Source organism: Microbacterium sp. R86528 (assembly GCF_044596335.1).
GTDB lineage: Bacteria > Actinomycetota > Actinomycetes > Actinomycetales > Microbacteriaceae > Microbacterium > Microbacterium marmarense.
In genome coordinates this window covers 2421618-2443697 of record NZ_CP138996.1, presented here as the reverse complement: position 1 = coordinate 2443697, position 22080 = coordinate 2421618, and the positions used below count along the sequence as shown (strand labels likewise).

Annotated in this window: 16 protein-coding genes and 1 pseudogene; 7 read left to right on the top strand and 10 right to left on the bottom strand. The window is 64.4% G+C overall.

What is annotated here, in order from left to right:
- The 3 genes from SJY18_RS11280 to SJY18_RS11270 all read right to left on the bottom strand — a co-directional run bounded on the left by SJY18_RS11280 (position 1) and on the right by SJY18_RS11270 (position 3584).
- Positions 1-1176, bottom strand: a complete 1176-nt coding sequence (locus SJY18_RS11280) for a zinc-dependent alcohol dehydrogenase (protein WP_396667641.1) — start codon at positions 1174-1176, stop codon at positions 1-3.
- Between the two features lie 76 nt (positions 1177-1252).
- Entirely contained in the window at positions 1253-1420 is a 168-nt protein-coding gene (locus SJY18_RS11275; RefSeq protein ID WP_396667640.1) for a hypothetical protein, read from the bottom strand.
- Positions 1421-1454: 34 nt separating this feature from the next.
- Entirely contained in the window at positions 1455-3584 is a 2130-nt protein-coding gene (locus tag SJY18_RS11270) for a catalase (protein WP_396667639.1), read from the bottom strand.
- A gap of 281 nt (positions 3585-3865) precedes the next feature.
- Between SJY18_RS11270 and SJY18_RS11265 the strand changes: the two genes are divergently transcribed.
- The 4 genes and pseudogenes from SJY18_RS11265 to SJY18_RS11250 all read left to right on the top strand — a co-directional run bounded on the left by SJY18_RS11265 (position 3866) and on the right by SJY18_RS11250 (position 11142).
- Positions 3866-4882, top strand: a complete 1017-nt coding sequence (locus SJY18_RS11265; RefSeq protein WP_396667638.1) for an FUSC family protein — start codon at positions 3866-3868, stop codon at positions 4880-4882.
- A gap of 92 nt (positions 4883-4974) precedes the next feature.
- Positions 4975-7704, top strand: a complete 2730-nt coding sequence (locus SJY18_RS11260) for a cation-translocating P-type ATPase (RefSeq protein ID WP_396667637.1) — start codon at positions 4975-4977, stop codon at positions 7702-7704.
- Between the two features lie 576 nt (positions 7705-8280).
- Positions 8281-8670 (top strand): annotated as a pseudogene (locus SJY18_RS11255) (sugar-binding domain-containing protein); the annotation flags it as partial.
- Positions 8671-8739: 69 nt separating this feature from the next.
- Positions 8740-11142 carry a glycoside hydrolase family 2 TIM barrel-domain containing protein gene (locus SJY18_RS11250; RefSeq protein WP_396668913.1) on the top strand — a complete coding sequence of 801 codons (2403 nt, stop codon included), beginning with the start codon at positions 8740-8742 and terminating at the stop codon, positions 11140-11142.
- A gap of 69 nt (positions 11143-11211) precedes the next feature.
- Here the strand turns inward: SJY18_RS11250 and SJY18_RS11245 are convergent, their stop codons facing one another.
- Both SJY18_RS11245 and SJY18_RS11240 read right to left on the bottom strand, forming a co-directional pair.
- The gene (locus SJY18_RS11245; RefSeq protein ID WP_396667636.1) at positions 11212-12147 is read right to left on the bottom strand and encodes an aldo/keto reductase; all 936 of its coding nucleotides are present in this window, start codon (positions 12145-12147) and stop codon (positions 11212-11214) included.
- The gene (locus SJY18_RS11240) at positions 12144-13649 is read right to left on the bottom strand and encodes an arylsulfatase (protein ID WP_396667635.1); all 1506 of its coding nucleotides are present in this window, start codon (positions 13647-13649) and stop codon (positions 12144-12146) included. Before SJY18_RS11240 ends, SJY18_RS11245 begins: the two co-directional genes overlap by 4 nt.
- Positions 13650-13790: 141 nt before the next feature.
- On the opposite strand from SJY18_RS11240, the gene SJY18_RS11235 reads away from it, so the two are divergent.
- Entirely contained in the window at positions 13791-14819 is a 1029-nt protein-coding gene (locus SJY18_RS11235; RefSeq protein ID WP_396667634.1) for a zinc-binding dehydrogenase, read from the top strand.
- Positions 14816-15580, top strand: a complete 765-nt coding sequence (locus SJY18_RS11230; protein ID WP_396667633.1) for an SDR family oxidoreductase — start codon at positions 14816-14818, stop codon at positions 15578-15580. The genes SJY18_RS11235 and SJY18_RS11230 overlap by 4 nt, the downstream gene beginning before the upstream one ends.
- An 8-nt stretch (positions 15581-15588) precedes the next feature.
- On the opposite strand, the gene SJY18_RS11225 is transcribed toward SJY18_RS11230, so the two are convergent.
- A complete protein-coding gene (locus tag SJY18_RS11225) occupies positions 15589-15807 on the bottom strand; it encodes a helix-turn-helix domain-containing protein (RefSeq protein ID WP_396667632.1) in 219 nt (72 codons plus the stop codon).
- 75 nt (positions 15808-15882) lie between these two features.
- Here SJY18_RS11225 and SJY18_RS11220 point away from each other — a divergent pair, with 75 nt between their 5' ends.
- Positions 15883-16194, top strand: coding sequence for a winged helix-turn-helix transcriptional regulator (locus SJY18_RS11220; RefSeq protein WP_396667631.1), 312 nt, complete (start codon positions 15883-15885; stop codon positions 16192-16194).
- Between the two features lie 64 nt (positions 16195-16258).
- Here the strand turns inward: SJY18_RS11220 and SJY18_RS11215 are convergent, their stop codons facing one another.
- From SJY18_RS11215 to SJY18_RS11200, 4 genes are all read right to left on the bottom strand, one after another.
- Positions 16259-17608, bottom strand: coding sequence for a sulfatase-like hydrolase/transferase (locus SJY18_RS11215; RefSeq protein WP_396667630.1), 1350 nt, complete (start codon positions 17606-17608; stop codon positions 16259-16261).
- Between the two features lie 2 nt (positions 17609-17610).
- Positions 17611-20079, bottom strand: coding sequence for a glycoside hydrolase family 2 TIM barrel-domain containing protein (locus SJY18_RS11210; RefSeq protein WP_396667629.1), 2469 nt, complete (start codon positions 20077-20079; stop codon positions 17611-17613).
- 130 nt (positions 20080-20209) lie between these two features.
- Entirely contained in the window at positions 20210-21115 is a 906-nt protein-coding gene (locus SJY18_RS11205; RefSeq protein ID WP_396667628.1) for a carbohydrate ABC transporter permease, read from the bottom strand.
- Positions 21115-22077, bottom strand: a complete 963-nt coding sequence (locus SJY18_RS11200; RefSeq protein WP_396667627.1) for a carbohydrate ABC transporter permease — start codon at positions 22075-22077, stop codon at positions 21115-21117. Before SJY18_RS11200 ends, SJY18_RS11205 begins: the two co-directional genes overlap by 1 nt.
- Between the last annotated feature and the right edge of the window lie 3 nt (positions 22078-22080).

The following is a 22080-nucleotide window of genomic DNA, read 5'->3' as shown; positions in this document are numbered from 1 at the left end:
TCAGGGTTTGAGAACAACCTTGATGCAGCCGTCCTCCTTCTTCTGAAAGGTCTCGTACATCGCGGGCGCATCGACGAGCGGCACTTCATGCGTGACGAGGTCCATCACGCCGAACGGGTCGGAAGAGTCTTCGACGAGAGGAAGAAGGTCATCGATCCATCGCTTGACGTTGCATTGGCCCATGCGCACGCTGATCTGCTTGTCGAAAAGCGTCTTCATCGGCAAGATGTCGGCTTCGCCCGCATACACTCCGCTGAGTGACACCGTCCCCCCGCGTCGTACCACGTCAATCGACGAATACACGGCCGCCAGTCGATCAACGCCGCTGTGCTCCATCATCGGTCGCGCGGCTGCGCTCGGTAGCGCGCCCATGACGGCGTGAGTCGCTTTGACGACCGGACTGCCGTGCGCTTCCATGCCTACTGCGTCCACCACACCATCTGCGCCTCGCCCCTCGGTGAGGTCACGCAGTTGCGCAACTACGTCATCAGTGAGGTCGAACGCTTCCACTCCATGGCGACTCGCCATCTCGCGGCGTTCGAGCACCGGATCGACGGCAAGCACGCGATAGCCGAGGTGCACACCAACGCGAGCCGCGAACTGGCCGACCGGACCGAGGCCCATCACTGCGAGGGTGCCGCCGTCAGGCACGCGCGCGTACTGCACGCCCTGCCACGCTGTGGGAAGAATATCGCTGAGAAACAGAAACCGCTGATCAGGTAGATCTTCACCCACCTTGATGTGGTTGTAGTCGGCCAGGGGAACGCGCAGGTACTCGGCCTGTCCTCCCGGCACCTGGCCGTACAGCTTGGTGTATCCAAACAGTGAGCCGCCGCTGCCATACTCTGTGACCTGCGTGGTTTCGCACTGCGACTGGAGCCCTCTCTCGCACATGAAACAGTGCCCGCACGAGATGTTGAACGGGACAACGACGCGGTCACCGGGCTTCAGAGCCGTGACGGCATTGCCGACCTCGACCACCACCCCCATCGCTTCGTGCCCAAGCACGTCTCCGGCGTCAATGAAGGGCCCGAAGAGCTCGTACAGGTGCAGATCCGATCCGCAGATCGCGGTAGATGTGATCTTCACGATCGCATCGGTGTGCTCCAAAATTGTGGGGTCAGGAACCTCTTCAACAGAGACCTTTCTTTTCCCCTGCCAGGTGAGTGCTTTCATGAGTCCTCCTTGTCAGATTCGCTCCGCCTGGTTGGGCAGCAAGTCACGAGAACTCGCTGCCCAACCGCGACGTTGCCTAGGCTTGTTCGTCCTCTTCCGGTTCGAACGTGGATGCTTCGCCGTTGTGGCCCGCGGCGACTCCGTCAGGTTCGGCCGGAATGGTTCCGTCTGCTCCGAGCCCGCCGGCTTTTTCGGTGTCATCGGTGTCTTGACTCGGCGAGTTTTCTGCGTGGTTTCGATCCATGCTGATCCTTCTTCCTTTGTTGTATGACGGGCGATCAGGCAAGGCGCTCCCATACGCGGTGAGCGGGCAGCAGTTCGAGAATGCCGTCGACGACGGCACTCGACTCTCCCGTGATCACACCCACGCCGCCTTCGTCGAAGCCGGCCTCGTTCAGCAGTCCGAGCCCGTCTTCTGTCGCACCGATCGCTTTACCATGGCGAAGCGCTTCATCAAACAGTCGGAGAGTTCGGGCGTCTTCTGACGGCGCGAGCGCGATCAGCGCATCGAACTCGATGCTCGCGGCGGTCTGCGCGGTGCGCTGGATCGGGATGCCGGAAAGAGTGCCGCCGTGGGGAGCGATGACGAACGGGAGCACACCCGCCTCATTCAACGCTGCGCGCACAGAAGTCAGCACATCGACGCTGGTGTCATCATTCGCGACGATACCGACGATCCGTCCGTCGGTCGGCCAGGTGTCGCCAACCATGCGAAGCGCGGGGCTGAGCGCGACGTCAGCAATCTCGATCGTGGCCGAGGGAGGTGTGGCGCCGAGCGCTCGGGCTACGTCCGAGCAGAGTTGCTCATCGATATTTGCAAGCGCCGCGAGTTGTCGGTCTTTGATCGCCTGCTCGTAGCACTTCGAGAGCTCGAACGAGTACGCCTCGGCGACGTGCTGCTGCTCTATCTCGGTCAAGGACCGATAGAAGAGGCGTGCTTGCGAGAAGTGATCGTCGAAACTGCGAGGTTGCGCGCGTTCCTTCACCGACTCCGAGACGGTGACAGGCGCATCGATGAATGCTCCCTCGTCTGCACCCGCGTGGAACGGGCAACCCCCATCGAGCGAGTTCGGTTTGTACGGCGCGACGCCCGCATGAACCGCACTCTGATGCATCCCATCGCGGAGCATGTCGTTGACGTCAGCATGGGGTCGGTTGATCGGCAACTGCGCGAAGTTCGGGCCGCCCAAGCGCGTGATCTGAGTGTCAATATACGAGAACAGTCGGCCTTGCAGCAGTGGGTCGTTGGTGACATCGATGCCGGGCACGAGGTGTCCGGGGTGAAAGGCGACCTGTTCTGTCTCAGCGAAGTAGTTCGTCGGGTTCGCGGTGAGCGTCATGGTGCCGACCACCTGCAAGGGAGCGATCTCTTCCGGCACGAACTTGGTCGGATCGAGCAGATCAATGCCCTCGAACGTCTCGTCGGGTGTGTCGGGCATCACCTGCAGCGCAAGATCCCACTGGGGGTGCGCACCTGCTTCGATAGCGTCGGCGAGATCACGCCGATGAAAGTCCGGGTCTTTGCCGGCCGCGATCTGCGCCTCTTCCCACGTCAGCGAGTGCGTGCCGAGCTTCGGCCGCCAGTGGAACTTGACCAGCGTGGTCTCGCCGTCGGCGTTCATCATTCGGAATGTGTGAACCCCGAAACCCTGCATCATTCGATAAGAGCGAGGGATGCCACGATCTGACATGTTCCAGATGGTGTGCGCTTGCGCCTCGGTGTGAAGCGACACGAAATCCCAGAACGTGTCGTGCGCGGACTGCGCCTGCGGGATTTCGCGGTCAGGATGAGGCTTGGCCGCATGAATGATGTCGGGGAACTTGATGGCATCTTGGATGAAGAAGACCGGGATGTTGTTTCCGACGAGGTCGTAGACGCCTTCATCGGTGTAGAACTTGGTCGCGAAACCGCGGGTGTCGCGAACTGTGTCTGCCGAGCCGCGCGAACCCAGCACGGTCGAGAATCTAACGAAAACTGGAGTCTTGGCGCCGGCGCGCAAGAACCCTGCTTTCGTCACCGACTCTGCCGCGCCGTTGGCGATGAACTCACCGTGTGCGGCCGCACCGCGTGCGTGCACCACGCGTTCCGGAATGCGCTCATGATCGAAGTGGGTGATCTTCTCACGCAGATGGTGGTCCTGCAGCAGCACCGGTCCGCGCGGACCGGCCTTGAGCGAGTGGTCGGTGTCGGTCAGCCGTGCACCCTGGGCAGTGGTCAGGTACGCACCCTGCTGTCCTAGCGCGGTTGCGCTCGCATCGAGTGGAGCGCCGGTTGGAGTGCGCGGCTCTGGCGAGGATTGATCTGGTTTCGGTGGCAACGGCTCTCGCGGGCTGGTGGGCTCTTCTACTGCCGCGGGCTTTGATGCGGGTGCACCGGGGATTGTGATGTCGTCGTGGTCTTCAGCCATTTTGCGACTCCTCTTCCGCTCAAATCAGGGGGCTCGTCACTGATGCTAGGCACGATGAACGGATCACTTCAGAGGGTTGACCTCGGGAGCAAAAGGTCTTATTGCGGTGATAAAAGTCCCATGTCAGCCGGCGTTTGGGATCCAAGCGCGCAGAGCTCCGCGCCAGCGCGAGTGTGCAACTGAGCCAACAATGGTCGTCTTCCCAAGAATCGGATGACTTCGTGCTGTGCCACGATGAGGTGTGATGGCAAGCGCTTTTGAGTCGGGCGGGTGGTGATCGCATGGCGGAGCCGCAAGAGTCGAGCAACGCGGGAGCGAGCGATGCCCGCAGCGAAGCGATGCCAGCAGTGCGACGCGTTGCCCATTTCCTCGGCATGATCGTCGTCGGCGCGGTGATCCCCGCCGCGGTGGCGGCCGGCCTGGTCGGCGCACTCGGCGTCTCGGCGCTCTTCACGGGAGTGCTGTGGGGCGCGTTAGGCGCCAAACTCGGCGGCACCCGAAGGATGGCCTACGTCGCTCCCGTCGTCGGCATCGTCGCGGGATTGGGCGCCTACACCGCGTACGGGTGGTGGTGGGCAGTGCTGTTGGCTGCAGTCGGCCTGCTCTCGGGTGTGGGGTTCCGATTCGGCTGGTTCCCCGTGATGTTGATGGCACCTTTCGCTGCGACACTCGTCACGCCCACTTCGTCCGCGAGCGACGCCGTCATCTTCGGAACTGTTGTGGCCGTCGGAACCGGATACGGCATCATCATCGTTCGCCGGTTTGGCGCGCCACCCGTAGTCGACGGTGACCACCACTCATGGCCGGTGACGGCGGTCATCGCACTCATGTTCGGGGGCGTGATGGGCGCTGCCGCGAGCCTGGGCGTCGCCTTGGCATGGAGTGAACCGTACTGGGTGCCCGAACCGGTGCTCATACTTGTCATGTATCTGCTGCTGGGTCGTCGAGAACGCATCCGAGAGAAGGCGGTGGGCACCGCGTGCGGGGCGGCAGCTGCGGCGCTCGTCGCCAGCGTCGCCCTTCCCGCGTGGGCCTTGACGGCGCTTGCTCTGCTCGCATTCCTCGGGGCCCTGATGCAACGAAAGACGTACTGGCGGATGTACGGTCTGTATACCTTCGCCCTCGTGCTCTACTCTGCGGCGCCCGACGACGTCGCCTTCGTCGCCGAACAACGCGGATTCCAGTTTCTCGCGGGTATCGGGCTGCTCGCACTCGGTCTGCTCGCCGTTCACGCTATCGCCGACCAGCTAGCACGCCGCTACCCTCAGCCCGAACTTGCGCCCGTGGCAGCCACCTAGCGAGGTGCGTATGACTTGCCTTGCGACCGGCCACACCCGACGGGAGGCGCGAAACACTGTCAGGGAGAACCCGATTCGGCTAGCGTCGAGTAATGACGACGGCTGACTCCGCTGCTGAGACCATCTGGCATTCTGAAGACCCCGACATGGTTATCGCAGCGGTTGGCGGTGACAGGGAACGCGGGTTGACCACCGCAGAGGCGTCTCGACGCCTGAGCGAACACGGCCCCAACGCAATCGCCGCCGAACCGGCGCCGTCGGTGTGGCAGGTGGCTTTCCGACAACTCGTCGACCCGATGAACATCATGCTGGTTGTCGTCGCGGTGGTGAGCTTCTTGATCGATCAGATCAGCGTGGGTGTTCTCGTCGGGGCGCTCGTCGCGCTGAACGTCGTTCTGGGCACTCGTCAGGAGATGAAGGCGAAAGCATCGGTTGACGCACTCTCGCGTATGCAGATTCCGCAGGCGCGGGTCATTCGCGATGGCAGCCTCATGCAGGTGGACGCAACCGCGCTCGTGCCCGGCGACCTGCTCGCGCTCGAGGCAGGCGACGTTGTGCCCGCTGACGGGCGCATCCTGAAGTCGGCGACGCTCGAGGCACAGGAGGCCGCGCTGACCGGCGAGAGTGCGCCGATTCCCAAAGACGCCGCGACGCTCGACAGTGCAGACACCCCGCTGGGCGACCGGGTGAACATGGTCTTCCAGAACACACAGATCACGCGCGGCACGGCGAGCGTAGTCGTCACCGACACGGGGATGGCCACGCAGATGGGTCGCATCGCCTCGATGCTGTCCGCGGTCAAACCTGCGAAGTCACCGTTGCAGCGCGAACTCGATGCGCTGACAGGAGTCCTAGGGTGGGTCGCCTGGGGCGCGGTCGCTGTCATCATCATCACTGGGTTGATGCGTGGCCAAGAGGTGGCATCCGTCGTTCTGCTCGGCATCTCGATGGCGATCTCGGCGATCCCCACCGGCATGCCCACGTTCGTACAGGCGATGCTTTCTTACGGAGCCCGGCAACTCGCCGAGCATCAGGCAGTGGTGAAGAACCTCACGGATGTCGAAACGCTCGGAGCCACGAGTGCCATCAACTCCGACAAGACCGGCACTCTCACGATGAACGAGATGACGGTGGAATCGCTGTACTTCCGTGGTCAGTGGTTCACAGTTTCAGGGAACGGCTACGAGAAGTCTGGTCAGATCCGCAGTGCGACGGGCGACCACACCCAGGACTTTTCGGTGCTGTCATCAGGCTTGGCGCTGTGCAGCGACGCGACGGTGTCAGATGACGGCGTCGTTGTCGGCGATCCCACCGAAGCGGCATTGGTCGTGCTTGCCGCGAAGTTGGGGGCGGATGCCGAGCTGTCGCGGGCAGCGTACCCACGGTTGGCCGAGGTGCCATTTGATTCGGCGTACAAGTTCATGGCGACATTCCACAGCGTGCCGGGTGAGACCGCTGGCGGCAGCGTGGCATTCGTCAAAGGCGGCCCCGATGTGGTGCTCGACCGCTGCGGCTCAGTTGCGACAGCATCTGGCATTGTACCGATCGATGAAGGGCGCGCGGCCGTCGTCGAAGCGAACGAAGCGCTGTCGACGCAAGGACTGCGTGTGCTCGCTTTCGCCTATCGACGTTTTGCTGAAGGCGCCGAAATACCCGACGATCCGATGGCATCAATCAACGACCTGACCTTCGTCGGCCTCGTCGGGATCATCGACCCACTGCGGCCCTCATCGAAAGAGGCAGTGCGGATCGCGCGTGAGGCAGGCATCGAAGTGCGCATGATCACTGGAGATCACGCGATCACAGCCTCTGCAATCGGTGGCAAGCTGGGGCTCGGCGAAGGTGCCCTCAGCGGCGCAGACCTGCAGGCAATGACCGACGACGAGGTGAAATTGGCGCTGCCGCGCCTGCACGTCTTCGGCCGAGTCACCCCCGAAGACAAGCTGCGGTTGGCCAGACTCATGCAAGAGGAAGGCGCTGTCGTCGCGATGACCGGCGACGCGGTCAACGACGCCGCAGCCCTCAAGCAGGCCGACATCGGTGTGGCCATGGGGTCGGGCAGCGAAGTGACGAAACAGGCGGGAAAGATGATCCTCGTCGACGACAACTTCGGCACGCTCGTCACCGCCGTGCGGCTCGGCCGGGCGATCTACGACAAGATCGTCAGCTACGTGCGGTTCCAGATGTCGCAGCTGTTCTCGCTGGTGCTGCTCTTCCTCGTCGCCAGTATCTTCAACATCAACAACGGCGTGCCGCTCACGCCCGTCATGGTGCTGTTCCTGAACTTCTTCGTCACGATCTTCCCGGTGATCACCATCTTGCTCGATCCCACTCCCGACGGGATCATGCAGAAGCCACCGCGCGATCCGAAGAAGACGATCGCCAATCGTGCGGCTGTGACCCTTTGGCTCGTGTACGGCACGGTCTTGTTCGCCGTTACTCTCGTTCCGTTGCTGATCTACCCTGAGCAACTGAGTTCGACCGAGCCGAGCACCCCGGTCACCATGGCGTTCGTCGTGGCCGCCTTCGGAGCGATCCTCAGCGGCCTGGTCATGCGTCGCGACCCCGAATCGGGTCTGGTCGCGCCGATCCTCACCGCCGTGAAGTGGCTCTCGATTCCCGTCGTTCTCACCGTGGCAGCGGTCGAGATCGAGTTCATGCAGCGCTTCGTCGGAACAACGGCGCTCGATGGCGGGGAGTGGCTCGTCTGCCTCGGCTTGGCTTTGATCGTCCCGATATTCGTCGAGATCGAAAAGGCGATCCGCCGCAACCGCCGCGCAAAGGTGGCGTCATCGGATATCTCCTCCAACAGCCCGCGGTAGCCGGCAGCAAGGCCCGCGGTCGCCGCGCCTCCGACTACGGGTGCAAGACGATCTTGCCGAGGTGATTTCTGCGCGCCAATTGCGACTGGGCCTCTGCCGCACGGCTCAACGGGTAGGTGGCGGCTCTGGCCCTCCGTGAGCAGTGATCCGCACGGCTTCCATGGTTTCGCGCCTATTCATCGATCCAGCCTATTCGCAGGCGGATGCGCCAACCGTTGAGCTGCGCGCGGTTGCACCCTCATTATTACGTGCCGACGGCTACGCGCAGCGGAAGCCAGGGGCGACCAAGTAAACGCTCGGGCAGGTCGAGTCGGCGCGCATTCGCCGTGGGGTGATTGCCACGAACCTCTGCTTGAACGGTACTCTAGGACGCGAAACCGGTTTTTTAAGCGTATCGCCGTCACACAGAGGTGCAGAATGTCATTCGCCACAGCCCCGCAACCGCTGCTTAGCTCGACTCTTCCGTCGTCGGGCTTCGTGAGTAAACCCCGCGCACGCGTCGCGAGTAGCGCAGACTTCAGAGATCTGAATGGGCAGTGGTGGTTCCGTCTCTCGCCACGTGCCGACGCACCGCTCGACTTCGTCGACCTCGACGCACCTGCCCCCACTGCCGGCGAGATCGCGGTGCCCTCGCACTGGGTCCTGCCCTCAGGGGGATCCTATGGCGCACCGATCTACACGAACATTCAGCTACCGATCCCGCTGGACCCGCCGCATGTTCCGGATGAGAATCCCACGGGTGACTACCGGCGCGAGTTCGATCTCGACGGATGGAACGCACCGCGCACGCTGTTGCGCTTCGATGGCGTTGAATCAGCCTTCCGGGTGTGGGTCAACGGCACCGAGGTCGGAACCAGCATGGGAAGCCGGCTGGTGCAGGAGTTCGATGTCGGCTCCCTGCTACGCCCGGGACGCAACGTGCTGGCCGTCCGCGTGCACCAGTGGTCGCCGGGAACCTATCTCGAAGACCAAGACCAGTGGTGGCTGCCGGGCATCTTCCGCGACGTCACCCTTTTGGCGCGGCCGACGGGGAGCATGGAAGACGTCTGGGTTCAGGCTGACTTCGACGCCACCACTGGTCGCGGTGCGCTCACGGCGCGCATCGATGCGCCGGAGTCCGCGTTCCCCGTCTCGGTGAGTGTTCCCGAATTGGGCGCCGAGATCACCTTCGTCGACCGCGCCGCGCTCGATGGAGCACCGATCGACCTCGGGGAGGTGCAGCCATGGTCGGCCGAGGTTCCGCGACTTTACGACACGATCGTGACAAGCGTCGGCGAAACGGTGCGGCTTCGCGTCGGATTTCGTACCGTGCAAATCGAGGGAGATCGGCTACTCATCAACGGCGAGCCGGTCACGTTCCGCGGAGTCAACCGCCACGAGTTTCACCACCAACTGGGCCGGGTGTTCGACGAAGACTCCGTCCGCGCCGACCTCGTGATGATGAAGCGCCACAACATCAACGCCGTACGCACCAGCCACTATCCCCCGCACCCGCGCGTTCTCGACATGTGCGACGAACTCGGTCTGTGGGTCATCTTGGAGTGCGATCTCGAGACCCACGCGTTCTATTTCGTGGACTGGGCTGGCAATCCCTCAGACGATCCTCAGTGGCGCGAGGCCTACCTCGACCGCATGGAGCGTACGGTCGAGCGCGACAAGAATCATGCGTCGATCGTGCTGTGGTCGCTCGGCAATGAGTCTGGCACCGGGCGAAATCTTGCCGCTATGTCGTCATGGACAGCACGTCGTGACCCGAGCCGTCCGGTGCACTACGAAGGCGACTACACGGGTGCCTACACAGACGTGTACTCGCGGATGTACCCCACGCCGACCGAGCTCGCGACGATCGCCCGCGACGAGGGCGACATCTTCGCATGCGCCCCGGCCGAAGCTGCACGAGTGCGCTCGCGACCCATGCTGATGTGTGAATACGGTGCCGCGCTCGGCACGGGCCCGGGCGGTCTCGACTGGTATGACGAAGTCGTCGATGCTCATGGTCGACTGCACGGCGGATTCATCTGGGAGTGGCGAGACCACGGACTCGAAGTGGAAGATCCCGAGAAGGGCACGTACTTCGCGCACGGCGGCGACTTCGGCGAAGAAGTGCATGACGGCAACTTCGTCATCGACGGACTCGTGCTCTCGGACGGCACCGCGACCGCAGGTCTCGTCGAGTACGCGGCCGTATCGTCACCGATCATCTTCGAATTCTCGGATGCTGGTCTGAGCATCCGCAACAGAGCGCACACCCTGGGCACCGACGGGTACGACTTCGTCGTCACCGTCGACTCCCCCAGTGGCGGCGCCGACCGTTGGGCGCTCGACGTGCCCGACGTCGCGCCGGGCGCCTCGCGCACCGTCGAACTACCCGAAGCGGCGGTCGCGGCCCGGCGGTCGGACCCGTCGCGCTGGCTCACCGTCACCGCATCGCTACGCAAGGGCACCGAATGGGCTGCGGCTGGACACGTCGTCGCTCGCGCTCAGACCACGGCTTCGGCGCCCATGCGCCTGCCCGGTACCATTCATGTCTCGGCTGTCGTGTCACCGAACGACGACCTCACGTTCCCCGCCGGCGAGTTCGATGCTCGTTCGGGGGCGCTGACATCACTGCTCGGTTGGCCGGTCGATGGTCCGCGGCTCGAATTGTGGCGAGCGCCGACCGACAACGATCGCGGGCTCGGAGCGGGCTCGTTCGAACTCGGTGCGCCCGAATCTACCGATCGCGGACTGGGACTCATTCCCGGAGAGTCGTCCGAGAAACGATGGCGGGACCGCGGCCTTCATCGCCTGCGGCATCGGGTGATCGGTATCTGGCGCGGTGAGCGCACGCTGCGAACCGACGTCGCGATCAGCGCCGCCGACAAGGCGCCTCAGCTTCGGGTGAGCTATGAGTGGCACGACCTCGACGGCGCAAGCCCGCTACTGGTGGTCGATGTTGTTCCCAGCACCGGATGGGACTCGAGCTGGCCGCGCGTCGGGGTGCACCTGACGTTGCCCTCCGCCCTTGAAGACGTGTCGTGGGTCGGCAGCGGCCCAGGCGAGTGGTACCCCGATATGGCCGAGGGCGCATGGGCGGGTCATCATCGGTCGCACCTCGATGCGCTCAACACGATGCACGCACGCCCGCAAGACTCCGGTCATCGCGGCAATGTGCGACACCTCGAAGTCCGAGACGCACAGGGGCACGGACTGCGTGTGCTCTCGGGGCCGCGTCGGGCACCCGGATACCCGGGGTTCACGTACGCCAGGTGGTCTGCCCACGAGCTCGACGCCGCGACGCACCCCTACGAGCTGCCAACGTCTTCGCGCAACCACCTCTATCTCGACGACGCCGTGCACGGACTCGGGTCGCGTGCATGCGGGCCGGATGTCGAGCCGACGCACGCGCTGTGGCCGGGCGCGCGCACGTTCTCGTTCCGTTTCGAGCGGATCGACTGAGCCGCGCGTCTGCACCGTCCGGCAAGGGCGGGCGGTCGGTCTCTTCGACTATCGGTCGCCCCGCGCGCCTCAGCGCGCTTCAGGCCGATCGTCGTCCAGGTTCGAGGGCGCGGGTCCTAGTGCGGCGAGGTCGTCCCACAGCTCGGCGGGGATCGAGGCCGATACCAGTGCGGCGAGCTGCGTAAGTCGCTCCGGCGACGAGGCACTCACCACAGTCGAATGCACCAGCGGCGAGTTCAGCGAGAACTGCAGCGCGGCGGCTTTGAGATCCACACCCCGAGCGCTGCATGCCTGCTCGGCCGAGGCCACCCAGTCGCGGAGTTCCGGGGTGGTCTCGTGATACCCGTATCGTGCTCCCGACGCTGAGCCTTTCGCCAGCAACCCCGCCCCGAAGGGGGCAGCGTTGAAGACCGTCATCCCCCGTTCTCGGGCCGCCGCGAACAGATCCGCAGCCGACTGATCGACGAGTGTCAGCCGGTTGTGCACGAGGATCGCGTCGAAGAGGCCGGTCTCAACGTAGGGTCGCACCATCGGCAGGGGGCCGGCGGCGACACCGATTGAATCGACCGCGCCGCTGTCCCGCAGCTCTATGAGACCTTCGATCGCTCCACCGGGGGCCGCGGCCTCCTCGAAGCTGATAGTGAAGGGATCGTGAAGGTGAACCAGCGATACTCGGTCGACGCCGAGACGCGCGAGGCTCTCGTCGTAGGAACGCAGCACGCGGTCACGGTCGAAGACACCGCTGCCGAGATCGCGGTCGACCTTCGTGACGACCGGCGCTGGCCCGGCGATCCCCACCTCCCGCATCGCGAGTCCGATCACTTCCTCGGAACGACCGCCGTCATACTCGTTGGCTGTGTCGAGGAGAGTGTGCGGGCTGCGTAGCATGGCCACCGCGAGTTCGACCGCGCGTCGATGACCTTCCGTGCCCGCGTGCGCGTCGCGTCCAAGGCCAGACGTACCCAAGGTGATGGACGACGGCGCAGGAATGATCGCGTTGGTCACTGGGATCCGCCGTTCGATGACACGCGCTCTCGCACGAGCTCCTCGAACTCCTCGATAAGGGCTTCGAGAAGCTCAGGTTGAGCAGAGGCGAGGTCGTGATCTTGGTGCGGATCCTCGCGCAGGTTGTAGAGGCGGTACCGATCAGCTTGACCTGTCTCGATCCGTTTAGCAGGCATCCAAGCCGGTCCGGCATACGGCGGGATCATCGCCCAATCACCACGCCGGAACGCCGTCCGGTGAATCGCCTCGACCACGAGCGAGTCGCGACCGTCATCGCTGTCACCGAGGAGGGCATCCAGCTGGTTCTCGGAGTCGCGGGTCGGCACCTCGGCACCGATGAGGGCGGCGATCGAAGCGAGAAGGTCCATCTGGCAGACCAAGGCGCTGCTCGTCCCCGGCTTCACACGCGCTGGCCAGTGCACGATGAACGGGACGCGCGTGCCCGCGTCGAAGAGACTGTACTTTCCGCCGCGAAGAGGGCCCGTGGGGCGGTGATCGCCGATGAGCTCCTCCGCGCCGTCCTGATACCCATCGTCGAGCACCGGACCGTTGTCGCTCGAAAAGACGATCAGGGTGTCGTCGAGCACTCCAGCGTCGGTGAGTTCATCCAAGATCTGCCCGATACACCAGTCCGCCTCGGCGATGGCATCGCCGCGCGGCCCCATGTCGGTCGCGCCGACGAAACGGGCACCGGGGGTCCGGGGAACATGGGGCTGGTGCAGAGCGAAGTAGAGGAAGAACGGGTCGTCGTCCTCTCCGGAACCGTGTGACCTGCGGATGTAGTCCCGCGCCCGCTCGACGAGGTGTTCGGCCATGTCCTCGTCACGCCACCGGGCCGATTGGCCGCCCCGCATGAAGCCGATGCGTCCGATCCCGTTCACGATCGCGTTGTCATGCCCGTGCGACGAAGCGATGCGCAGGAGCTCCGGATGCGTCGCTCCGGTCGGCTCGCCCGGGAACGGCTGATCGTATGAGACCTCTATCGGATCCTCCGGATCGAGACCGACGACCGAACGGTCCTTGATGTACACGGTCGGGACCCGATCCTGGGTAGCCGCGATGATGTAACTCTCGTCGAAACCGACATCGTTGGGGCTGGGCTGGATGGGACGATTCCAGTCGATTTCACCGTTGCCGAGACCAAGGTGCCACTTTCCAACGATCCCCGTGCGGTAGCCCTGCGCCGCGAGCATTCCCGGCAGAGTCATCTGATCTTCTTCGATGAGCATCGCGGCGTCGCCGGCCAGGATCTCCGCCCCGGACTTGCGCCACGGGTACTCGCCGGTGAGGAGTGCGTACCGACTCGGCGTGCACGTCGCAGACGTCGCGTACCCATCGGTGAAGCGCAGCCCGTTGCGGGCAAGGCGGTCCATGTTCGCCGTCTCAACGGACGTGGCCCCATAGGCGCCGACGTCGCCGTAGCCGAGGTCGTCCATGTAGATGATGACGATGTTGGGTCGAGTCATCAGCAGCCCTTCGTACACGTTGGTGGGAAAATTCATCTAACCTATTTATAGCAGGCGGGTGGTCGACCCACGCGTCGCCGAACAAGCCCCCTGCGCGCTGCCTTCGAGGCAACGCTGTCAACCTACTATGAGCAACCGGTTTTCTAAAGCGAATCGGTCGAGAGGTTATGAGGACGAATGCGATCTGCTGCGTATGTCGGCGAGGGAAAAATAGTGCCCACCTCGATCGAGGTGAAGCCTCCCGGCCCCGGAGAAGTGCAGATCGCCGTCTCGCATGTGGGTCTGTGCGGCACCGATCTGCACATTCTGCATGGGGCGATGGACACACGTGTCACGTTCCCCGCGATCATCGGCCATGAGATGAGCGGCCGAGTCGCCGCGCTCGGCGACGGCGTGACCGGGTGGGGCGTCGGCGACCCTGTCACCGTCATGCCACTCGATTGGTGCTCGGCTTGTCCGGCATGTGAGGCAGGCAACCAGCACATCTGCCAGAACCTCGACTTCATCGGCATCGACTCCACCGGCGCGCTGCAGGAACGGTGGAACGTTCCCTCACGCACACTCGTGCCCCTTCCCGAGGGCCTACGCCTGCGTGACGCAGCTCTCGTCGAACCGGTGGCCGTGGCGGTGCACGACGTCCGGCGATCCGAACTCACGGCTGGGGAACACGCTGTGGTGATCGGCGGCGGCCCGATCGGCGTGCTCATCGCCACGGTCGCTCGGGATGTCGGCGCAGAGGTGCTTCTCATCGAGGTCGACGCTTCGCGCCGTTCCGCTGCGAAAGCGCTCGGCTTCCGCACCCTCGATCCGCTCGCGAGCGACCAGGTCGCCGCGGTCGAAGAGTGGACGTCGGGCGCCGGTGCGGATGTCGTGTTCGAGGTCTCAGGCGCCGCCGCGGCTGTACTGGGCACGACGTCGCTCGCGAAAGTGCGGGGAACGATCGTGGTCGTCGCGATTCATCCGGAACCTCGCCCCATCGACCTCAAGCAGGTGTTCTGGCGGGAGCTGCGCCTGCTCGGGGCTCGGGTGTATCAGCGCGCGGACTTCGAGCACGCCGTCGAACTGCTCGATCGTGGAGTCATCCCCGCCGACGCACTCATCACCGACATCGCCGCGCTCGAAGATATCCAAGACGCGTTCGCGAAGCTGAGCTCAGGTGCGATGAAGGTCCTTGTCGATGTGACGCTCGAAGGAGCGCCATCATGACCGGGCTCTTCGATCTCACGGGGCGCACTGCTGTCGTCACCGGCGCCAAGCGCGGCATCGGCCTCGCGATGGCCGAGGCCCTCGCCGCCGCTGGCGCCGACGTCGTCGGAGTGTCCGCCACGCTGTCCGCGGAGGAGAGCGAGGTACGGACTCGGGTGGAGGCCCACGGTCGTCGTTTCCACGGCTGTGCCGTCGACTTCGCCGATCGCGGCGCGGTCGCCTCGTTCGCCGACGCCGTCGCCGCCGAACACGGTCCAATCGACATCTTGGTGAACAACGCTGGCACGATCCGGCGCGCGCCCGCCGCGACGCATGCGCTCGACGACTGGGATCACGTGCTCGAGGTGAACCTTTCGAGCCAGTTCGTCCTCGCTCAGGCGCTCGGCCGGGGGATGCTCGAGCGGGGCTACGGCAAGGTCATTTTCACCGCGTCGCTGCTCAGCTTCCAGGGCGGCATCAACGTTCCGGGATACGCGGCGTCAAAGTCGGGGGTCACGGGACTGACGAAGGCACTCGCGAACGAATGGACTGCTCACGGGGTGACGGTCAACGCGATCGCCCCTGGCTACATAGCGACAGACAACACACAGGCGCTGCAGGACGACCCTGACCGATCGCGGAGCATCTTGGAACGCATTCCCGCCGCACGCTGGGGACAGGCAGGCGACCTCGCGGGGGCCACGGTGTTCCTCGCGTCGCGAGCATCGGACTATGTCTCGGGAATCACTCTGCCAGTCGACGGCGGGTGGCTCGGCCGCTGACCGCGTGCCTACAAGCCGACTCCGCCGTCCGTATCGGCCGCCACGCTTTCGCCGGTTCCACGACCTGTCTCACGTCGCACTGCTCGCGGAGAAGCACCGAGGTAGCGTCGGCATGCCTTGTTGAACGCTTGGACGTCGGAGAAGCCCACGGACGCGGCAATCGAAGCCACGGGTTGCGTCGTGCGCTCGAGGAGGTGGCTCGCCGTCGCCATCCGACGATCGCGCACGACTCATGCGATTCGCTCGGCCACTTCGGCGACCTCTACTCGGCCGAGTGCCCGTGCAGGGACATCCTTGACCTCGTGGCATCGAAGTGGTCCGCGCTCATCATCGGAAAGCTCGAGCAGCAGCCGCACCGCTTCGGTGAGCTGCGCCGTGCCATCCCTGGGATCACCCAGAAGATGCTGACGCAGACGCTACGCCGGCTGGAACAGGATGGTCTCGTCCTGCGGACGGTGTTGACTCAGATGCGTCCGCCGCAGGTCGAGTATTCACTCACCGAACTCGGGTTCACGGTGACAGGCCCGCTCGCCGCGATGCGGGAGTGGACGGAGCGACACCTGCCGGATGTGCGCGCGGCCCGTCGCCAGTTCGACGCGATTGCCCCCGCGTAACGTCCGAGAAGGGCTGCACTTCGAAGCTACGGCGCGAAGAGCAGGACCAGATTCGGCGCCTGCGTCATGTCACAGCGCGCGTGTGATCCGACGCGACGGCGGGGTCGTGCAGGGCGATCTGCGCCCGGCGGAGCTGCCCCCTCATCGATTCGACCAGGTCCGCATTCGCGGAATCGGCGATGAGGTTGTGTCGTTCCCACGGATCGGCGACGGTGTCGAACAGCTGATCGTGCACGACATCCGCGTAGGAGATCAGCTTGAACCGCCCACGACGCACGGCTCGCTGGTCCATGCCGTACGCGGTGAAGACCTCCACGTCACCGGAGGCATCGCGTCCGTCGATCATCGGAACGAGAGAGGGGAACTGCAGGTGTTCGGGGGCTGTGACGCCGACGAGATCGCAGATGGTGGCGTAGATGCTCCCCGAATAGACAGGTGTGGTCCGCTCCTGCGCGGAAGGCACGCCAGGGCCGACGATGACAAGCGGCACACGGGTGCTGTGGTCGTACAGACTCTGCTTTCCCAACAACCCGTGCTCCCCCAAGGCGAGACCATGATCTCCCGAGAACACGATCACCGTTTCACGATCCGAGCGTGCCTCCGCCTCGTCGATTGCTCCCAGCAGCCGGCCGATCTCCCGGTCGACGTGGGTGATCATGGCGAAGTACTCCCGGCGGTGCAGCTGTACGGCCGCCTCCGTGCGGGGGAACGGCGCGAGCTTCTCATCACGCAGACGCAGGGAGCCGTTGTCGAACGGATGCTCCGGCAGGTAGTTCAGGGGGATGCGGATCTGATCCGCAGGGTACTGGTCAAGGAATTCGCGAGGAGCCTGCCGCGGGTCGTGTGGCGCGTGGTACGCGATGTGGAGGAAGAACGGCGCCGATCCGTGGTCGCGAGCGACGAAGCCCACGGCGGCGTCGGTCCATCGCTCCGAGGAGTGCTGAATCTGCCCGTCGTCTCGCGTCATCCAGTGCCCGCCTCGGCCCACGTCCGCGGGGTCCCACGAGTCAGAGTCACCGGGTCGGTGGTAGGCCTCGTCCGAAGTGTCCGTCGTTCCGAGCATTCCACCACCCCACGGGCCGACTTCGGCGTAGTCTTCGCCGAGAGCCGACTCGGGATTGTGCCACTTCCCGGTGAAGTACGAGGCGTACCCGGCGCCGGTAAGTGCACGCCCGAGTCGTGTGACGTCGTCGAAAGCCGGCTCGGAATCGAAAACCGTCATCCCGGTCAGCAGCATGCGGCGTGCTGGCGTGCACACCGCGGGTATGGTCGATCCCTGGTTTTCCGCGTGTGTGAACGTGATGCCCCGCGCACGCAAGGCGTCGAGGTTCGGGGTCGACACCTGACCGCTGCGAAGCGACCAATGCGTCATGTCGTCCATGAAGATCAGGACGACGTTGGGGGCCTCGGCCACGCTCACATCCGTTCCATTGTGGCTCGCCACGCGACTCCGCCGAAGCGGTCTTCCGCCCCATCGCCGGCGCTGTGCAAGGTGAGCGACGCCGTCTCAAGGTTCCACCCCGAGGCCGTCAGGGTGATCTCCCCCTCGTCGTCGGTGGTACGCACCAGCACCTCCGCCAAACCGTGGAACGCGCGGCGTTTCGGCGCACGATCCGACTCGTGCGAATTCGGGTCCCCGTTGCCCGTGCCCAGAACGGCCCCCGGGCCCGAGACCTCAAAGAAGAGGGTTTCGTCAGACAGTGGATGCAGCCGCCCCTGCGCGTCGACGACGCGTGCGACAACGACGGCGAGGTCATCCCCGCCGGCACGAAGGCGATCACGATCGACCGCGAGTTCGATGCGGGCGGGCGCAGAGACGGTCGAGCGGGTGTCCCGCGAGACCTCCGCTCCGTCGAGATCGAACCCGACCGCCGTCAGCTCTCCGGGTGCGTATGTCACACGAGCGTCTACGCGGCCGTTCACCGGCATCACGTCGTCGGCAACCACCTCACCGTTCAGCCGGATCTGCACGCGTGCGGCGTTGCTGTAGCACTGCACATCGATGGCCTGCCCCTCCCGGCCGTACCACGTCCAGTGCGGCATGAGGAAGGTATACGGGTCTTCAGGCCGCCACCACGCACGAAGGTAGTGGGCGATCTCCTTTGGAAACCCGCAGTAGTCAAGGATGCCAAAGCGCGAGATCACCGAGGGCCAATCGTAGGGGAAGGTCTCGCCCCGATAGTCGAATCCGGTCCAGATGAAGGTTCCGGAGAGGAACGGGCGGGATGCGCAGTCGCGCCATGTCTCTTCGATGGTGTAGCCCCACGGGGTGTGCGTCGTCCCGTAGGCGCTGGCGATGCGCGGAAAGCGCTCGTCTGGGAAGTTCTCCGGGTCTTCCCACCGGTCGCCGACGCTCATCGGCAAGCTCGCCCCGCGGTCCGGCGTGTACAGACCGCGCGTCGCGGCACCCCCGAACGTTTCGGTCGCGATCTTGGGCCAGTCGGGATACTTCGCGTGGACATCGTCGTAGTTCTCGCTGCGCTGACCCGACCGGTAGTTCGAGCCGAACACATCGACGAACGGCCCGTCCTCGGCATGGAAGTCCACCAGTTCCGCCCAGGTCTGGTTCATCGCGTAGGTCGTCGGCCGGTCGTCCAGACGACTGACCGCGTGGCGCATGCGTTTGAGGATGGCCTTTCCCACACGCCGACCGTGCAGCTGCATCTCTTCGTTGCCGATGCTCCACATGATCACCGATGGATGGTTGCGGTCCCGGCGGACGAGGTCCTCGGCTTGCCCGAGCAGCTCGTCACCGATACCGGGGATGCGCACCTCGTCCATCACCATCATGCCGACGCGATCGCAGGCGTCCAAAAGCGCAGGGTCGGGCGGGTTGTGGCTGACGCGGATCGCGTTGCACCCCATCTCCTTCAGTTGTCGCATCCGCCATTCCTGAAGCGCGGGCGGCACGGCGACCCCGACACCCGCATGGTCTTGATGTATGCACACACCCTTGAGCTTCGTGCTCCTGCCGTTGAGGAAAAAGCCCTCCGCCGGGTCGAATCGGATGTCGCGGAATCCTGTGACGGTGGTGACACTGTCGACCACCTCGTCGCCCACGAGGACTTCGCTGCGCACGACATACAGCGCGGCATCCTCGGGCTCCCACAGACGCGGATCGACAACGGTCATTGACACCGTCGTCGACGAGGTGGCGACATCACCCACCCGCACGGACGTGGGCACGGACTCCACGACAATGGCGCCTGTTCCATCGGACACCGCGCACCGGACGACGGCGTCCACCGGGTGGAAGCTCATGTTCACCACGGGCAGATCAACGGCGACGGACCCATCCACCTCTGCACGTACATGGAGGGTTCGGGCATCGATGTACACGTCGGCGGTGCGTACGAGCCGAACCTCTCGGTACACGCCGGCTCCCTCATAGCTCCAGAGCTCGTTGTCGGTCGGGTCGACGTGTACTACGACGGTGTTCGCACCTGTCTCGCACAACTCGGTGATGTCGTAGGCGAAGGACGTGTATCCGCTCAGGTGGCGCCCGACGAAGTGGCCGTTGACAAAGACGCGCGAGTCGCGGAACACTCCATCGAACTCGATGTGCACGCGCTCATGCTCGCCCACCGGGTCGAGGTCGAAGCTGCGTGCGTACACGGCCGGTTCACGTCGCAGGCCGCCGACCTTCGCGTCAACCTCGACGGTGAAGTCGCCGTCCAGCGCATAGTCGTGGGGCACGCGCACCTCTCGCCACTCCTCAAGCGCGGGGTTGCCGGTACGCGAGAGGCCGTGGTTGCCGGCCTTCTGCCACAGGCTGGTCTCATTGGCGATGATCTGCACGTTTCCGTGGATGCGCGCCTCCGCCGAGATGTCGGCGTCGAGGGCAAAGCGCCAGTCTCCATTGAGTGAGGTCGTGCGGCGGGTCATGTGGGTCCTTTCGAGGAATGATGGTGGACGGTTGGACGCCGGCTCAGTCAGGGGGCGTCGTCGCGTGATGAGTCGAAGACGGGATAGGGCGACGCCGATCGACCCCGTCGCGGCCACCCGGGGCCAGGCCTCACGACTTCACACTTCCTGCGGTCAGGCCGGCGCGCCAGAAGCGCTGCAGTGCAAGGAACGCGATCACCAGGGGGATGACCGAGAGGAATGCGCCGGTGATCACGAGGCTGTACACCGGCTCGTTCTGGCGTGAGAACCATTGGTAAAGACCCAAGGTAACGGGGAACAGATCGGTGCTGGACAGCATCACGAGCGGGAGGAAGAAATTGTTCCACACCGCGACGAAGGTGAACAGGAAGACCGTGACCAGCGCCGGCGACATGATCCGCAGCGAGATCGAGAAGAAGATTCGCAACTCGCTCGCGCCGTCGATGCGCGCTGCTTCGATGAGCTCATCCGACACGCTCGCCGCCGCATACACGCGGCAGAGGTAGACGGCGAACGGGCTGACGAAGGCCGGGAGCAGGACCGCCAAGTAGGTGTTGACGATACCCATCCACGAGAACATCAGGTACAAGGGAATGGTCAGCAGGGCGGAAGGAAGAAGCACACCGGCGATGACGAACGCGAACAGCACTCCTCGCCCCCAGAAGTCGTACTTTGCCAACGCGTACCCGCACGCCGCGCCGAGGAGGGTCGCAACCGCGCCGCCCACACCTGCGTAGACAACTGAGTTGACCATCCACAGGGGGAAGGCGCCGGTCTCGTACGTGAGGACGTCGACGATGTTCTGGAAGAGATTGAACTCTCCGAACCACAGCCCGTTCGTCGCGAACAGGTCGCCATTGTCTTTGGTGGCCGAGACGATGAGCCACCACACCGGAACGAGAAAGTAGAACGCGCTGAGGAGAAGTATCCCGAACGTCACCACCGTCGATGCCTTGGAGACCTGAAGGGTTTCGGGCGCCGATGCCGGCGCCGCCGTCTTTCGTCGGTTGGGTGTAACGAGAGTCGCGGTAGCCATCACGATGCCTTCCGCGTCGTGAGTCGGTAGTACACCATGGAGAGCACTCCTGCGATGATTGCAACAACGACCGAGGCCGCCGCGGCATAGTTGAAGTCGTCAGACTGGAACGCTGCCTGCATGACGAACATGGTGGGGACGAACGTGGAGTTCACGTTGTCGGAGATCGTCTCGAGCACCTTTGCCTCGTTGAAGATCTGGATCGCGCCGATGATCGCCAGCGTCCCCGTCAGCACGAGCGCTGATCCCACCTGCGGGAGCTTGATCTGCAGAGCGAGTTGCCACTCCGAGGCACCGTCGAGACGTGCCGCCTCGTACATCTCCCGAGGAATCGACTGCAACGCAGACAGGATGATGAGCATGTTGTAGCCCATCCATCCCCACGTGATCATGTTGCCGATCGACAAGAGCACCGTCCCCTGAGCAAGGAAGTCCAGATCGATCCCGACGTTGGCTGCGGCGTCGACGATCGGGCTGAGCGTGGGCGAGTACAGGTACGACCACAGGATCGCGCCGATCAGTCCCGGGATCGCGTAGGGCAGGAAGTAAATCAAGCGGAACGCCCGCACCCCTCTCGCCGCAGCAGAGTCGAGCAGAAGCGCCAGCACCAGCGCACCCCCCAACATCACCGGCACCTGGACGATAGCAATGCCGAACATGTGACCGAACGAACCCCAGAAGTCAGGGTCGGTCACGACCCGCGCGTAGTTGTCGAACCCGACGAAAATCGTCTCGGGCGCCGTCAACCCCAACCCGCTCGACTTGCGCGCGAAGAAGCTCTGCCCGATCGCGAAGATGAGCGGCGCCACGTTCGTCAATACGAATAGAGCCAGGAAAGGAATGGTGAAGAGAGCGATTGCGCGGCGGCGGTGTCCTGCCGTGGTGAGGGCGCGGCGCGTGGAATTCACGCCGCGCCCTGCACGAGAGACACCGCTAGCCGACCGCTCGGTGGCAAGCGTCATGTC